This is a genomic window from Rhizobium sp. O111, from assembly GCF_055616315.1.
Genome location: NZ_JBSHXL010000005.1, coordinates 156,934 through 171,450, shown reverse-complemented (window position 1 = coordinate 171,450; position 14,517 = coordinate 156,934). Strand labels below are relative to the sequence as shown.

Below are 14,517 nucleotides of genomic sequence, written 5' to 3'. Positions count from 1 at the left end.
GCCAGGTTCGAAACGCCAGGGACATGACTTAAAGTCACGGCCGCAGTCCTCGTCCCTTAAATATTCGCGCATGCAGGGGATTGAAGCCCATCCGCTAGACCAGCTCAGCTGGCCGTCCGATATTCCAGATCGCGAAATCAGCGGACCTTCCGACCTCGAGGGTTCCAGTTTCATGCAAGAGACCAAGGGCACGTGCAGCCTCTCTTGTCGCGCCAGCGACGCACTCGTCGACCGTCAAGCCGAACAACGTGGCTGCCATATTCATAGTCAGCAGCAACGAGGTCCGTGGTGAAGTGCCCGGATTGCAGTCTGTTGCGATAGCGATAGGCGTGCCGGCATTGCGAAGCGCTTGCACTGGCGGCAGCTGCTTTTCTCGGAGTGTATAGAATGCTCCTGGCAGAAGAACAGCCACCGTACCAGCCATAGCGAGCGCTTGGGCACCTTCTTCATCGAGGCACTCAAGATGATCTGCCGAGAGCGCTCGATAGGACGCGGCTAGCTTTGCTCCTCCAAGATCGGATAGCTGCTCCGCGTGCAACTTTACCGGAAGGCCTATCGCAGTCGCCTTGTCGAATACCTTGGATATCTCCGCTGGCGAAAATGCGATATTTTCACAAAAACCATCCACCGCATCGATGAGACCTTCCCTCCTGCCCCGCTCGAGTCCAGGGATGACGACATCCTTGATGTAGTCGCCATTCCTGCCTCTGTAACTTGACGGGATCGCATGGGCGGCGAGATAAGTGGTCACGACGCGCACCGGTCTCAGCGTCTCCAATCCCCTTGCCACACGCAGCATTTTCAATTCAGCTTCGACGTTGAGGCCGTAGCCAGACTTTATCTCGACCGTCGACAGTCTCTCTTCCATGAGGGCGTCAAGTCGAGGCAGATCTTGCAAAACGAGTTCATCCTCGGAAAATTTGTTCGTGGCGTTTACAGAAGAAGCAATTCCCCCACCGGCCAGTGCGATCTCCTCACACGACGCACCGGCGAGTCGCATTTCGAATTCGTGTGCGCGGTCGCCACCGAATACCAAGTGCGTATGGCAGTCGATCAATGCCGGCGTCACCCACCGGCCCTCCAAATCGACTTGAACCGCGCCTCTCGCCAACGCCGGGAGATTTGCGTCGGTTCCGACGTATGCGATGCGGTCACCTCTGACCACTATCGCGCCACCCTCTACGACACCCAGGCCGTCTCGATCTCCCGCGACAGTCGCCAGATGCGCGTTCCTCCAAACGACGATTTCCTCATCGGATGCGGGCGTTGCCACTGACATCTCGATCCCCGTTGCTCTATATTTGTCTTTCATTACTGATATTTTGTATATACCAATACACGGAATTGCAAGCACCAAAGTTGCCTGCGTTTCGCAAAAAATCAGAGGGAAGCTATGAAGGAATTGAACAGTTCAGCACTTTTCGCACGGAAGGCCCTTCTTCCGAGCGGCTGGCACGACAATGTCAGGGTGTTGGTCGAGAGCGGAACCATCGCGTCGGTATCGACCGATGCTGATCCTGCACCATCCGACGAACACCATCAAATCATTCTGCCTGCGATGGGCAATCTCCATAGCCACGCCTTTCAGCGCGCAATGGCAGGTCTGGCCGAGACCCGCGGGCCGTCAGATGACAGCTTCTGGAGCTGGCGAAATGTAATGTACCGGTTCGCCTTGACGATGAGCCCCGACGATGTCGAGGCTGTTGCGTCCCAGCTCTACATGGAAATGCTTGAAGCAGGTTTCAGCCGTGTCGGCGAGTTTCACTACCTGCATCATAGCCCGGATGGAAACCATTACTCCAACATTGCGGAAATGGCGGAACGAGTCGCAGCGGCCGCGAGTGCCACCGGAATAAACTTGACCCTGCTACCTGTCTTTTACGCCCACTCGGATTTCGGCGGACTCGAACCGGTGGAGGGGCAACGACGATTTATCAATTCGCTCGACAGCTTCGAACGACTAATGGTTGCGTGCCGATCTCTAGTCGCGAAAATCGACGGCGCCGAGCTTGGTGTCGCACCACACAGCCTGAGAGCCGTCATACCGCAGGAACTGCTTGCGGTCACCTCAATGTCTGGCGGAGGGCCAATCCATATCCATATCGCCGAGCAGATGAAGGAAGTTTCGGATTGTATTGCCTGGTCCTCTGCTCGTCCTGTTGAATGGTTGTTGGACAATGCACCTGTGGACCAGCGCTGGTGCCTAATTCACGCAACTCATATGACCGAAATCGAAACGGCAAGAATGGCGCGGACTGGCGCTATCGCTGGGCTTTGCCCGATTACCGAGGCCAATCTTGGCGACGGTATTTTTCCAGGCCAAATTTTCTGCGAACAAGGAGGCCGTGTCGGCATTGGTTCCGACTCGAACGTTCTCATTTCCCTGAACGGAGAGCTGCGGCAACTTGAATATTCACAACGACTGCGACTCCAAGCACGTAACGTCCTGGCAGCGCCGGGCGGCTCAACGGGTCGCAATCTTATCGTCTCTGCCGTCCGCGGCGGCGCCATGGCGCTGAACGCGGAGAGTGGCATTGAGGTACACAATTCTGCCGACATGCTTTCACTCAATCTCACAGAAGTTCCCTATCTCGAAGATGACGAGATCCTGGATCATTGGATCTTTGCAGATGGGGTTGCGATCGACAACGTTTGGGTTCAAGGCCGCAGACAAGTGGTAGCCGGTCGCCACGTCGCCCGAGACAAGATCAATCGACGCTTCCTCACCACAATGCAGAAGTTGGTTCGCCGCTGATCGACACGCGGAGGCGAGTTGGCGGTCTTGTCCTTGCAAGGTCGCCTGTTTTGCGTTGGCGTAATTTCGAGGCGTCGGGGAATAAACTGGCATGCAAAAAGGGGCGCCGAGCGCCCCTTCTTAAAATTAAATTTCAGATGTGATCATATCTACTGTACTAGCCGCGACGACCGGTAAAGACGTTCAGCCCCACCAGACGGTCGATTATGAGAACGACGATGGCCGAACCAATCACCGACCAGGTGGCAACTGCGGCTATCAATGGCCTGTATTGGTAGAGGAGATACTCATAGATTTTGATCGGCAGTGGCTGCAGTTCGCGCGGCGTGAGGAAGACCGAGATGGAGAAGTCATTCCACGAGGTTATGAAAGCAAAGAGAAAGCCAGCGATCACACCAGGTTTGATCAACGGCAACGTTACTGACACAAACGTACGCCACGGATTTGCGCCGACACTGCTTGCAGCATCCTCCAGCGCGGGGTCGAGGTTCTCGGTAACGGCTGTGATCGTTCGTACCGGGTATGGCATGGTGATCATCACGTGGCCGATGACGAGCGCAAATAGGTTCGTCACCCCGAAAGCGTAGATCATCACCGAATACAACGACAGAGCAAAGATCACCGAGGGTACGAGCAACGGCCCCATGAACGACAAAGTCAGGACCTTCGCCACCGTGGGCGGTGCTTTCCGCAATTGGAGCGCGACCGGAAGTGCGAAGATCGTTGAGACCGTGGCTGCTACTGCTGCGACGGCAAAGCTGATGAGGGCGCCATTCACGAAGCTTCTGTCCGTGAGAGCCGCAATCATCCAATGCAACGTCAATTGCTTGGGCGGAAAGAACATGGCTTCCGCGTTCAAAGCTGCGCCGGCGACCACAAACAGTGGCGCCACGACGGTGACGAACGCGCAGAAAGCGGCAATACCTAATCCTGTGGGGAGTGGCAACCACACCTTCCTGGCCGAAACGCCCTTCCCCGTCGAGACAGTTGTGGTAGCGCTCATGCTGCTCTCCTCGCCGTGCGGAATGTTTGATTGATGGCAAACAAATAGATTGCAGTAATCAGGATGCTCAGAATCGTCAGGCTTATGCCGATCGCCGCTGCGAAGGGGAAGTTCCCCTGCACGGTGGCTTGTTCGTAGGCCATCATGCCCATCATTTTGACCCGACCGCCGCCCATGAGGGACGGAATCGCAAAAGCTGCGGCGTTCAAAGTGAACGCAATCAGTGTGCCCGCCACGACTCCGGGCAGCGACAGCGGGAAGGTTACGGCCCAAAAGGTCTTGTACTTGTTGGCGCCCACGCTTGCCGCCGCCTCTTTGAGGGCCGGGTCGATCGCGGCTATGACACCGATAAGAGGCAAAACGACATACGGGATGGCGATCTGAACCAACCCTATCAAAACCCCAAGCTCGGTATACATGATGCGGACCTTCGGCATCCCCATGAAGGTCAGGGCGCTATCAATAAGTCCGCCGCTCATTAGAAGAACATTCAATCCAAAGATCCGGATAACGATGTTCACAGAGAGGGACACAACCACCATGCTGGTGAGAAACCCTCTGCGGTCAGCAGGGAGCTCGGCAATGTAGTAGGCCAGCACATACCCGATAATCAGAGCAAGCACCGTGGACAAAACCGACAGCTTAACGGTCGTCCAGAGCGCTGTTTCGAGATAGAAGGGGTCCGTCCAGAACCTCGCGTAGTGCTCTAGCGTGCCTGTAAATACAGGCGCGCTGCCAACCTCATGGGAGGACATGCTCGTCGCAACGAGCCAGCACATGGGAACGAAAAAGAACAAGATGACGAAGGCGAACGGCAGGAACAGCGGCGCTTGGGTAGACCACGCAACCACACGCTCCCAAAGTCCTCTGCGTTCATCACTCTGCGGCAACGACGGCGTTAGTGACATTGATCCTGACCTTGTCTCCGGGTTTCAAAACATCGGCGTTAGACCGTTCCTGCAGGAAAACGGGCGCCTCAGGTTCGTGAGTGAGTTTGATCCCATATCGAATTGCAGAGCCTTCATAGATCACATCGCCGACCGTGCCCTCGAGCTGATTTGCAGGCGGATTGCTGCCCTGCCGTTCAAGTACCAGCCACTCGGGCCGAACAATAACGGTGACCTTCTCTCCGACCGCCCTGGCCGACGGCGCATGCGCAGTCACGACGGCGCCATTGCTGAGCTTGATTTCGGCCCTGCTCTCCTTGGAATTCTGCACCAGTTCTCCGGGCAGGAAATTTGCGCTACCAAGAAAGCCGGCAACAAAACGGTTCGCCGGGCGCTCATAGACTGTCCTCGGGTCGGCGATTTGCTGAATCCTTCCGGATTGCATGACCACCACTTGGTCGGACATGGAGAGCGCCTCCTCCTGATCGTGCGTGACGAATAGCATCGTCACCCCAAGAGACCGCTGCAGTCGCTTCAATTCAATACGGAGTTCTTCCCGCAAGCGCCGATCCAGATTGGACAGCGGCTCATCAAGAATGATCACCTCAGGATCGATCGCAAGCGCTCGTGCCATGGCGACGCGTTGCTGCTGCCCGCCACTGAGTTCACGAGGATATCGATCCTTCAAGCCGGTCAATTGCACCATGCTGAGGGCACGGTCTACACGACGCGCGATCTCTTCCCGGGGCAGCTTGCGTATGCGAAGACCGAACGAGAGGATTTCTGCCACAGTCATGTGGGGCCACAGGGCGTAGTTTTGGAAGACCACGCCGATGTTGCGTTTGTAGGGAGGCAGGTTGGTAACCTCCCTGCCTCTGATCGAAACACGCCCGCTGTCGGGAATGATGAAGCCCCCGATCACACGCAATGTCGTTGTCTTGCCGCAACCACTTGGGCCGAGAACGGTGATGAACTCACCGTTCTTGACCTGAAGGGAGACGTCGTCCAGAACGTTGATGTCGCCGTACGTCTTGCGGCAGTGCGACAGTTCAATGTCGAAACTTTGGGTCATTATCGTTGAATTTCCCGTTCCCAGCGCTGCTGCCATTGATCATAGACCGAAACGATGTACTTCCAGTCGGCGCTTTTCAGATCCTTGACGTTGTCTGGCGTGATCATGATCTTTGCCTGGACTTCCTGCGGCAGCTTAGCTTCGCGGTTCGTCGGGAAATAACCAAGGCGAGTGGCCATATTGAGTCCCGAGGCGGGGCTCAGTAAGTGGTTGACCAGCTTCTCGGCCAACTCGGTGTTCGGACGTCCGGCAACGACGCTAAGCGTCGAGGCGAGCGGGAAAAATCCTTCCTTCGGAATGACGCCCTGGATTTTTACGCCTTCAGTGTCACGCGCCCAGCCGATGCGGCCATCGGTCCACATGCTCATGGAGATCTGGTCGTTGCGATACAGTTCGAGATGGTTGGCGTGCGAGTCCACCCAGACGTCGATGTTCTGAGCGATCTTGGCCATTTCGGCGAAGCCGGCGTCGGGATGACGCTCGTCGCCGCCGGCCTCTTTCGCAAAGAGAGTGATTAGATCGATATTTTCAGGCCGGAATCCGCGCAGCGCGATGCGGCCCTTGTATTCCGGCTTCGCGAGATCATGCCACGATTGCGGCGGCTTCACCTCCGCAGGATTGTAAGCGAGCACATATGCGCCGAAATTCGCTGCGACGACCGCGTCGGAGTAGATCGCATTCGGGTGAATGTCCTTCAGGTTGGTAACCAGCTTCGGATCGAGCGGCGCAAACGCCTTCTCGGCTTCCATGCGAAGCGCGAAAACCGGATCAGAAACGATAACGTCGACTTCCTTGTTGCGGACACGGGCTATGTTGTTCGCGCCGGACCCGGCAACAATGGTGACCTTGACGTCGTTTTCCTGTTCGAAGGATTTCACGCTCGCAGCCATTGCTTCGTCATAGGCACCGCCAAAACCGCTGACGATCAGCTCCTTTTGTTGCGCCTGAGCTCCTGAACTCAGCGCGCAAGCTGCGACCAACATTGCGCCACCGACGATGGCTTTCCCAAATTGCCATTTCATGGTTAGTTCCCCTTGGTTGGGGTTTGGCTCGCAGCAACGCGAGACAAACCGTTCTGCGTCGGACACCGTGCCCTACCGCAAACATTGAGTTGACTTCAGGTTTGAGATTTGCCTCCGTTGCTTGAGGCTCATCATCTCATATACAAATGCCGCTTCTTTTCCGCTGGGATCTGTCCTCGGAGGAGCTAAGGCTCAGCGTCATCGGGGCGATATGTTTGGCAGTTGCATGCCAGATAGCCACGCCAATCCGCCCCTAAAGAAACGCGTCGTCAAGTCGGTTACATGGCTGAAACAGAACGAACTTCCGTCATCCAGGACGCTGTGTCCCGCATTGTTCGGAAGGTCACTGATTTTGTCGAATTCAAACCAGAATGCCATTTCGCCGTTCTCCTGTTACCGCATGTTTCCTGCGGTTTGGTCTATACATATTAACAGAAAGGCTTAGCCAATCAAGTCAATTTTTTGTCGCCAAAGGGAGGCGGCTCGCGTTAGAAACCGCCCCGGCTGAACGCTTGTTATGCGAGTTCGATCGTGAGCATGATCAGCTTCTTGTCGCCAAAGTTGCTTTCCAGAACAGCGCGACCAACCTTATAGATATCGTCGGCATACTCCGGCAGGATCTCACCGAGAACCGGTGTCGCAATATCTTCGGTGACTTCACCATACTGGACGATGACCTTGTTGCCGGTGCCCTGGGAATAGCGGATACGGCCGACCGGAGCATCGCACTGCCGTTCCTTGACGTTAACCTTTGCGGTGCTCACGACAGGCGCCCACGCGTACATGGATTCACCGCTGACAACGGCATGGTCCTGAACAACCGTGAAGGGCAGAGCTTGAATAAGGTCGTTGCAGAGTTCGGGGTTTTCCTTCGTCGCGAGATAGGCAATGACGCTGATGCCCAGCGGCTCCCAGGTAAGCCGTACCTTTTGACCGTCGCGGATCTGAACACGCCGAGAGGGATCGGCCAGGGCCGCGATGGAACCTTCCGGGGTCTCGTAAGTGAGATGTTTTCCGATGCTCCAAGGGAAGTAATGGAATGACCAGGCGGCCAAACGGTTGAGGTAACCCAGGAACGCCTTGACGGCCTCAACCGCCTCGTCGCGGCTACCAGCCGTCGGAAGATATTTGGTGATCGCTTCGGCAAAAGCGCCCATTTCCTGCAAGCCGCTGTAGCGCAGATAGTTGCTGTATGCGTAGTCAAAGCGGTGCACGAGTGCGCAGCACTGCTCGAGGGTAAATCGCTCATCCTGGAACGTCAGCAGCAACGGATACCACGTGTACATCGACTGGTCGCGCAGCATGCCGTTCACGAAGTCGAGGTTCGTGAAGTATTGGTTGTTTGTCCCGACCGCGAAGGTGCCGGTCCGGATATCATGAAGCTCCTTCGGCTCGGTGCTTTCATAAGCAGCCGTCTTTTCCTTCACCGCCTTAACGACGTCACTCAAGCTGTTAAACGACATTTCTCAGAATCCTATGGTTGATCTTGTGCGTGGCAGGTGACCTCCACTCGGATTAGCATAGCCATAAACTCCGTTTTGTATAGACCATTTAATATTTTCGTCCGGCATACCGCTTAGGAAAATATACGTTTAGCCCAAAAACTAACGGCTTGACGGGCCAGAAAACGACCGCGCCTCGATCCGGAAACTGAAATATTCCTCTAACATCATTCCAAAATTGCACAAAAATAGACAAATACGCCTTTTTGTATGGGAATTTTCTTTCGCTCAGCGCCGATTAAGGCGATTTCGTCGTTGCGACCAGCCGAGCAACCTCTATGGTATATACCTATTCGGGGCGCGGTCTCACTGGCTCGAATTTTTCTTCGGAGCGCGCTGAAAATGGGAAGATTGATCGATATCGCGTGGCCGGAACTTCAGATCACGGTCGTGGCTGAATTGGCGGATGATGATAACCCTGAATTGTGCGAGGAATTTTGGCAGGACCTGCCATTCAAGGTGATGCAGGCTCATCCCGTCGTTTCCGGCGAGTCCTTATATGCTTGGACGCCGACGATCAGCACCGCGCCGGTGCGGCTGCGTCGGCGGATCGTCGATTGTGCCGTTGGGGATCTGAGATACTCCCAGGCGACCGGCAATAAGTTTTCCATTCAGTATGGCAAGGGCCTTGAGCCCCTGGCGCAGCCGGTGCTGGGACAGGTACGTCCGGAATACCACCATCTGCTTCCCATCGTCGGCAAAGCCATCTGGAACAATCTGTTCTTCGCGAAGGAGAGGATCTTCGTAGAGGTAAGGCCACACGATCCCGCGGAAGCCTTCAATGGACAGGGCCGCTTCGGAAACCTCAAGGGCGTCGCAGCCGAGTTCTACGCCGAAGCCAAGCGCATCCAGACGGTAGAGCCGGAGGATCTGCGTAAGATCCGAACGGGACAGATCGGCGATACCGGGACCTACGGTCAGTTTTTCACTGCCTGGGACTTCGCCAACGGCATGCTCCGCGACTATATCATGTACACCGCCTACCCGCTCCTCAAACTTATCGATACGCTCTCGCACGACGACTTTGTGGCCGCCGTTGAAGCATTCGATCCCGCGTATTCGGAGTATCTCGGCTATTCCGGTCTTAACACGCTGCTGGATTTCTCGAACAAACTTCGTATGGCGATGAAGCAGACGGACGACAAGGAAGAACTCAAAACACTGCTCCGCACCTTCATTATGTATGGCAATCGCCTATGCGCGTGGTCCTACCATTACTTCCCGTGGTATCTAGGAATGTTCTACGGGCGAGCCGTCAACGGGCAAGAGTTTCACGGTCGTTTCAATCCGGTTCAGTGAACATAATCAATCCGTTGCCACCACGACGGCATTAGAGCGGCACCTCTTTAGAGCCGCTGTTCGTATTTTTGCTGCGCGGCGCTTTACATTTGGTCCATTTTCGTATTGGTATATACAAAATAGAGGACGCATGGCTATTATGTATGCCTCTGGATCTCCTGTCCCCCTAAAAGGTTCTAAACATGGCCCACGCGCTCGTTCCCGGAAAAGTCTCATTGGAAACCCTGGCTGCCGTTTATGATGGCACGCTCGCACCCGTGATCGATGCCGCGGCGCTGAAGAGAGTGCAGATATCCGCCGACAAGGTCGCCGAGATCGCTGGGGGAGATATCGCTCACTACGGCATCAATACCGGTTTCGGCAAACTGGCGAGTGTGCGCATTCCCGCCGACGACGTTGAAACCCTCCAGCGCAATCTGATCCTGTCACATTGCTGTGGGGTTGGAGCGCCACTCCCGGACGGTATCGTTCGCCTCATCATGACGCTGAAGTTGATCTCGCTCGGCAGGGGTGCATCAGGTGTGCGACCACAGGTCATAAACGTTCTCTCCGCGATGCTCGAAAAGAATGTTCTCCCTATTATTCCGGAGAAAGGTTCGGTCGGAGCCTCCGGTGACCTTGCTCCGCTCGCCCATATGACTGCGGCGCTGATCGGCGAAGGTCAGGCGAAGTTCGACGGTGAGGTCATGCCAGCCAAAGAGGCATTGGCAAAGGCGGGCCTCACCCCTATCGTCTTGAAGGCCAAAGAAGGTCTTGCCATGATCAATGGCACCCAAACCTCGACGGCGCTGGCATTGGCCGGCCTCTTTCGCGCCCACCGAGCTCTCATTTCATCCCTCATTTCCGGCGCGCTATCGACGGACGCCGCAATGGGTTCCACTGCGCCGTTCCATCCAGAAATCCACACCCTGCGCGGCCACCAGGGCCAGATCGACGTGGCCAGCGCGCTGAGCAGGCTGTTGGCGGGTTCCGAAATCCGCGCTAGCCATGAAGAGGGGGATGAGCGGGTACAAGATCCGTATTGCCTTCGCTGCCAGCCTCAGGTCGCCGGCGCCTGCCTCGATCTGCTACGTCAAGCCGCCGCCACGTTGATGATCGAAGCCAATGCCGCGACGGACAACCCGCTCGTCCTGTCCGACGGCACGATCGTATCCGGTGGCAACTTCCACGCCGAGCCAGTAGCATTTGCGGCGGACCAGATTGCAATCGCCGTCTGCGAGATCGGCGCGATCGCTCAGCGCCGCATTGCGCTGCTTGTCGATCCGGTCCTGAGCTATGGCCTGCCGGCGTTTCTTACGCCGAAGCCGGGCCTCAACTCGGGTTTCATGATCGCGGAGGTAACCTCGGCCGCGCTGATGTCAGAGAACAAGCAGATGTCGCATCCGGCATCTGTCGACTCGACCCCTACCTCGGCTAACCAGGAAGACCACGTGTCGATGGCCTGCCATGGCGCGCGGCGTCTCCTGCAGATGACCGACAATCTCTTTTCGATTGTGGGCATCGAGGCGCTGAGCGCAGCCCAGGGTATTGACTTGAGAACGCCACTCACCTCCAGTTCGGAGCTCGATGCAGTTCGCAAGGTTATTCGCACCGCCGTGCCGAAACTCGAAGACGACCGATACATGGCCGAAGACCTCAAGCGCGCGACGGAGCTCGTTGCGACCGGCCGCCTGGCAACGCCCGTTTCGAAGGATGTTTTGCCGTTGCTCTAATATTCGACTGAATAAGCCGGGAAGGGGCGGCTCCCTGCGTTCCCTTCCCGACGTTCAGAAAGTTTATTGAGCTGTTGCGATGAGCACGGTTGGTATACGGCCAAAGCACCATATGTTATAGACCAATAAAAGGTTTGTAATACAGGTGAAAGAGGTACGACTGGTGACTGATGCTCGCTTCCTTAACAATGAATCGACCAGCAATGGATGAAGTCGCGACAGACAAACAGGCGTCGTCGCGTTATCTGGAGATTCAGCGTGACATCGAAAACAAGATAGCCACTGGCGAGTGGGGCTCCGGCTTCCGCATCCCGCCTGAGCGCGAGTTGGTTGATATTTACAATTGTTCCCGCATGACGGTGAACAAGGCCCTGTCGAGCCTTGCAGCCTCGGGCATGATTTCGAGAAAGCGCCGCTCCGGCTCCTTCGTCGCGCCGCCGCGTATTGAAGAGCCGCTGATGCATATTCAGGATATCCGCGCAGAAGTGCTGGCAATCGACAGGACCTATACGTTCGAGATTACCGATCGCAGCATCCGAAAGGCCACCGACGCGCTCGATGCGCGGCATGTAGGAGTCCCGGTTGGCACACGGCTCCTAACCCTCGAAGTTATGCACTATGCCGACAATCTTCCGTTCACAATGGAAACGCGGCAGATCAATCTTGACGCCGTTCCACAGGCCGAACGCCAACAGTTCAAAGACGAACCGCCTGGAAGCTGGCTGCTTCAGAACATCCCTTTTACTGAAGGCGAGCATTCAATCCGCGCCGTGTCGGCTGATACGATCCTGGCGAGGAGGCTACAGGTGGTCGAGCGCACGGCCTGCATTTCGATTGCGCGCCGGACTTGGCTGGAGGGCGACTTAATCACATTCGTGCGCCTGATCTACCCTGGCGACCGTCACCGGTTCGTCGTCCGCTTCAAACCGAATACGCTTCCCGTCGGTCCATAAGCGGCGACTTCGAACGATAAGGAACAAGCAGCGCCCTGTGGCGCTGTTTTTTGTGACAAGAAGTGCCGCCAAGAATCCGAGGCGGCATCCACTTCAAAAAAACTATGCACCCAATTTAATAAAACTGCACTACGCAACTCTGATGCTCTGTCTCAAGATAGCTCATCAAACGCTGAATGCAGATGACTTGCCGACGTGGCCCCACGGGCCATGCAGGTATCGTTTTGCCTTCAGACAAGTGAGGAAATGGGAAATATTCGATGGCACTGGTTAGGATTGGCGTGGATATTGGTGGCACCTTCACCGACTTCGTAGGATGGCGAGCGGATTCCGGAAAAGGGATCAAGCGCCTGAAGGTGCCCTCTACTCCACCGAATTTCGCACAGGGTTTCCAAAACGGTTTCGAGCCGCTACTGGAGGCGCTTGAGGTTGAGGATGGCGACGAAGTCATCGTCATGCACGGAACGACGGTCAGCACGAACACTGTGATCGAACGCTCGGCTGAACCGGTAGCGCTATTCGTAACGGAAGGCTTCAGGGACATCCTTGAGCTGCAGCGACTGCGTCTGAAGAACCCGATCGATCTCTTTTCATCGCGCGCCCTGCCGCTGGTGCCCAGAAACCTGGTCTTCGAGGTTCCCGAACGATTGAGCGCGGATGCCGAGGTGTTGACCGTGGTAGACGAAGGCGCAGTCAGGAAGGCCGTAGCCGCGGTTCGCGCCGAAGGTGTGTCCTCCATAGCAGTAGTCCTCCTGCACAGCTTCCGCGATCCTACACATGAGCGAAAGGTCCGCGACATCATCACGGCGGCGGCACCTGAAATCGATGTCTGCATATCGAGCGACATCTGGCCTCGCATGGGCGAATACGAGCGTGCGGTCAACGCAACCCTGAACGTCTACGTCAAGCCGCGTGTAAAGTCCTATCTCCACGACATTGAGCAGTATGTGAACTCGCGCCTGACTTCGGCGCGCCTCTACGTGACACGGTCAAACGGCGGCGCGCTTGGCCTCGCCGACGCCATGAACTTTCCGGTGCATACCCTATTGTCCGGTCCTGCTTCCGGCATCACCGCCGCCCAAACCATCGCCAGCACCAATAAGCATGAATATATGCTGACCTTCGACATGGGCGGCACAAGTACGGACGTCTCTTTGGTCCGCCAGGGCCAACCAACGGTAACGGCACAAGGCGCGGTCGGCGATTTCCCGATCACCCTGCCCGTTACCGAAATTGAAGCGATCGGCGCCGGCGGCGGTTCTCTGGTGCGGTTGAATGGTCCTGCATTGCGAGTCGGTCCGGAGAGTGCCGGCGCTTTTCCTGGACCGGCTGCATTTGCCCGCGGCGGCGACATGCCGACGGTTACGGATGCCTACCTCCTGTGCGGTTATCTGAACGCCGAGAATTTCCTCGGGGGCGCGATGCGCCTCGATGTCGATCGCGCCGCTTCTGCTTACTCCTCCGTGGCGCAGCAGCTCGGCGTCTCGACTGCCGAAGCGGCTGACGCGTGCTTGTCGGTGACTACCTCCAATATGGTAAGCCGCATTCTGCCCTATCTTGCCGCCCATGGCCTCGACCCGCAAAACGTCACCCTCGTGCTATTCGGCGGCAATGGTGCGCTACATGGTCCGCTTCTGGCCGATGAGGTCGGCATCAATTCGATCATCGTGCCGCCCGCTCCCTCGGTCTTCTGCGCTCGGGGCGGGGTCGTGACTTCACTTACACACGATGTCATTGCGGTGATCCAGGGTTCGACCGTCACCGACGAACTCGTGGCGGCGGAATTCGAAAAGCTCAAGGATGAGACCCTGGTCTGGTTATCGAACCAGATCGACGGATCCCGACTGGTTTCGGTGGAACACGAGTTCTGGGCCGAGCTGAGATATAGGGGACAGTCATTCCAAGTCGCGGTCGCAGTGCCTGTCAGTCATGGCAGATTTCCCGATCTTACGTCTATTGCCAATCGTTTCCATGATGAGCATCTGCGGCTTTACAGCCATTGCGACACGGCTGCGCCAGTGGAGTTCGTTGAACTGCGCGTGCGTGTCCGGGGCAGTCTGCCTATGCCTCCAGACGAGCACGCTCCACTTGGGCCTCGTGCTGAAATTGCGCCCGTTGGGCAGCGCGACATCCGCATTGCCGGAAAGCTCCATCCTTCCGCCAGCACCTATCGGCGCAAGGACCTGACTGTCGGCAGCACGGTCAAGGGGCCGTGCGTCATCGAGGAGGACGATTCTACCGTCCTCGTACCAGCAGCATTTCACGCGAGCGCCCTCGCAACCGGCGCACTCGCACTGACGCGGAGGCAGTAA

Annotated in this window: 11 protein-coding genes; 5 read left to right on the top strand and 6 right to left on the bottom strand. The window is 56.6% G+C overall.

Annotated elements, in window-relative coordinates; all coding sequences use genetic code 11:
- Positions 1-94 precede the first annotated feature (94 nt).
- The gene (gene hutI, locus ACVTFQ_RS33715) at positions 95-1,279 is read right to left on the bottom strand and encodes an imidazolonepropionase (RefSeq protein ID WP_234888143.1); all 1,185 of its coding nucleotides are present in this window, start codon (positions 1,277-1,279) and stop codon (positions 95-97) included.
- A 114-nt stretch (positions 1,280-1,393) separates the two neighbouring features.
- On the opposite strand from hutI, the gene ACVTFQ_RS33710 reads away from it, so the two are divergent.
- Entirely contained in the window at positions 1,394-2,755 is a 1,362-nt protein-coding gene (locus ACVTFQ_RS33710; RefSeq protein WP_012475932.1) for a formimidoylglutamate deiminase, read from the top strand.
- Between the two features lie 157 nt (positions 2,756-2,912).
- Here ACVTFQ_RS33710 and ACVTFQ_RS33705 read toward each other — a convergent pair whose 3' ends face one another.
- From ACVTFQ_RS33705 to ACVTFQ_RS33685, 5 genes are all read right to left on the bottom strand, one after another.
- Positions 2,913-3,758, bottom strand: a complete 846-nt coding sequence (locus ACVTFQ_RS33705) for an ABC transporter permease (protein ID WP_012475931.1) — start codon at positions 3,756-3,758, stop codon at positions 2,913-2,915.
- The gene (locus ACVTFQ_RS33700; protein ID WP_012475930.1) at positions 3,755-4,666 is read right to left on the bottom strand and encodes an ABC transporter permease; all 912 of its coding nucleotides are present in this window, start codon (positions 4,664-4,666) and stop codon (positions 3,755-3,757) included. Before ACVTFQ_RS33700 ends, ACVTFQ_RS33705 begins: the two co-directional genes overlap by 4 nt.
- Positions 4,635-5,717 carry an ABC transporter ATP-binding protein gene (locus ACVTFQ_RS33695; RefSeq protein ID WP_077768160.1) on the bottom strand — a complete coding sequence of 361 codons (1,083 nt, stop codon included), beginning with the start codon at positions 5,715-5,717 and terminating at the stop codon, positions 4,635-4,637. Before ACVTFQ_RS33695 ends, ACVTFQ_RS33700 begins: the two co-directional genes overlap by 32 nt.
- Entirely contained in the window at positions 5,717-6,805 is a 1,089-nt protein-coding gene (locus tag ACVTFQ_RS33690; protein ID WP_012475928.1) for an ABC transporter substrate-binding protein, read from the bottom strand. Before ACVTFQ_RS33690 ends, ACVTFQ_RS33695 begins: the two co-directional genes overlap by 1 nt.
- Before the next feature lie 449 nt (positions 6,806-7,254).
- Entirely contained in the window at positions 7,255-8,202 is a 948-nt protein-coding gene (locus ACVTFQ_RS33685) for a cucumopine synthase-related protein (protein WP_470424655.1), read from the bottom strand.
- Between the two features lie 381 nt (positions 8,203-8,583).
- On the opposite strand from ACVTFQ_RS33685, the gene ACVTFQ_RS33680 reads away from it, so the two are divergent.
- From ACVTFQ_RS33680 to ACVTFQ_RS33665, 4 genes are all read left to right on the top strand, one after another.
- The gene (locus tag ACVTFQ_RS33680; protein WP_077768163.1) at positions 8,584-9,540 is read left to right on the top strand and encodes a cucumopine synthase-related protein; all 957 of its coding nucleotides are present in this window, start codon (positions 8,584-8,586) and stop codon (positions 9,538-9,540) included.
- A gap of 182 nt (positions 9,541-9,722) precedes the next feature.
- Positions 9,723-11,252, top strand: a complete 1,530-nt coding sequence (gene hutH / locus ACVTFQ_RS33675; RefSeq protein ID WP_012475925.1) for a histidine ammonia-lyase — start codon at positions 9,723-9,725, stop codon at positions 11,250-11,252.
- A gap of 203 nt (positions 11,253-11,455) precedes the next feature.
- The gene (gene hutC / locus ACVTFQ_RS33670; protein ID WP_161596396.1) at positions 11,456-12,205 is read left to right on the top strand and encodes a histidine utilization repressor; all 750 of its coding nucleotides are present in this window, start codon (positions 11,456-11,458) and stop codon (positions 12,203-12,205) included.
- Positions 12,206-12,465: 260 nt separating this feature from the next.
- The gene (locus ACVTFQ_RS33665; RefSeq protein ID WP_012475923.1) at positions 12,466-14,517 is read left to right on the top strand and encodes a hydantoinase/oxoprolinase family protein; all 2,052 of its coding nucleotides are present in this window, start codon (positions 12,466-12,468) and stop codon (positions 14,515-14,517) included.

What these genes read in the sequence shown, in the direction of transcription:
- ACVTFQ_RS33710 (WP_012475932.1), top strand. Translation starts at nt 1,394, where the DNA reads ATGAAGGAATTGAACAGTTCAGCACTTTTCGCACGGAAGGCCCTTCTT.
- ACVTFQ_RS33705 (WP_012475931.1), bottom strand. Translation starts at nt 3,758, where the DNA reads ATGAGCGCTACCACAACTGTCTCGACGGGGAAGGGCGTTTCGGCCAGG.
- ACVTFQ_RS33665 (WP_012475923.1), top strand. Translation starts at nt 12,466, where the DNA reads ATGGCACTGGTTAGGATTGGCGTGGATATTGGTGGCACCTTCACCGAC.
- ACVTFQ_RS33700 (WP_012475930.1), bottom strand. Translation starts at nt 4,666, where the DNA reads ATGTCACTAACGCCGTCGTTGCCGCAGAGTGATGAACGCAGAGGACTT.
- hutC (WP_161596396.1), top strand. Translation starts at nt 11,456, where the DNA reads ATGGATGAAGTCGCGACAGACAAACAGGCGTCGTCGCGTTATCTGGAG.
- ACVTFQ_RS33685 (WP_470424655.1), bottom strand. Translation starts at nt 8,202, where the DNA reads ATGTCGTTTAACAGCTTGAGTGACGTCGTTAAGGCGGTGAAGGAAAAG.
- hutI (WP_234888143.1), bottom strand. Translation starts at nt 1,279, where the DNA reads ATGTCAGTGGCAACGCCCGCATCCGATGAGGAAATCGTCGTTTGGAGG.
- ACVTFQ_RS33680 (WP_077768163.1), top strand. Translation starts at nt 8,584, where the DNA reads ATGGGAAGATTGATCGATATCGCGTGGCCGGAACTTCAGATCACGGTC.
- hutH (WP_012475925.1), top strand. Translation starts at nt 9,723, where the DNA reads ATGGCCCACGCGCTCGTTCCCGGAAAAGTCTCATTGGAAACCCTGGCT.
- ACVTFQ_RS33695 (WP_077768160.1), bottom strand. Translation starts at nt 5,717, where the DNA reads ATGACCCAAAGTTTCGACATTGAACTGTCGCACTGCCGCAAGACGTAC.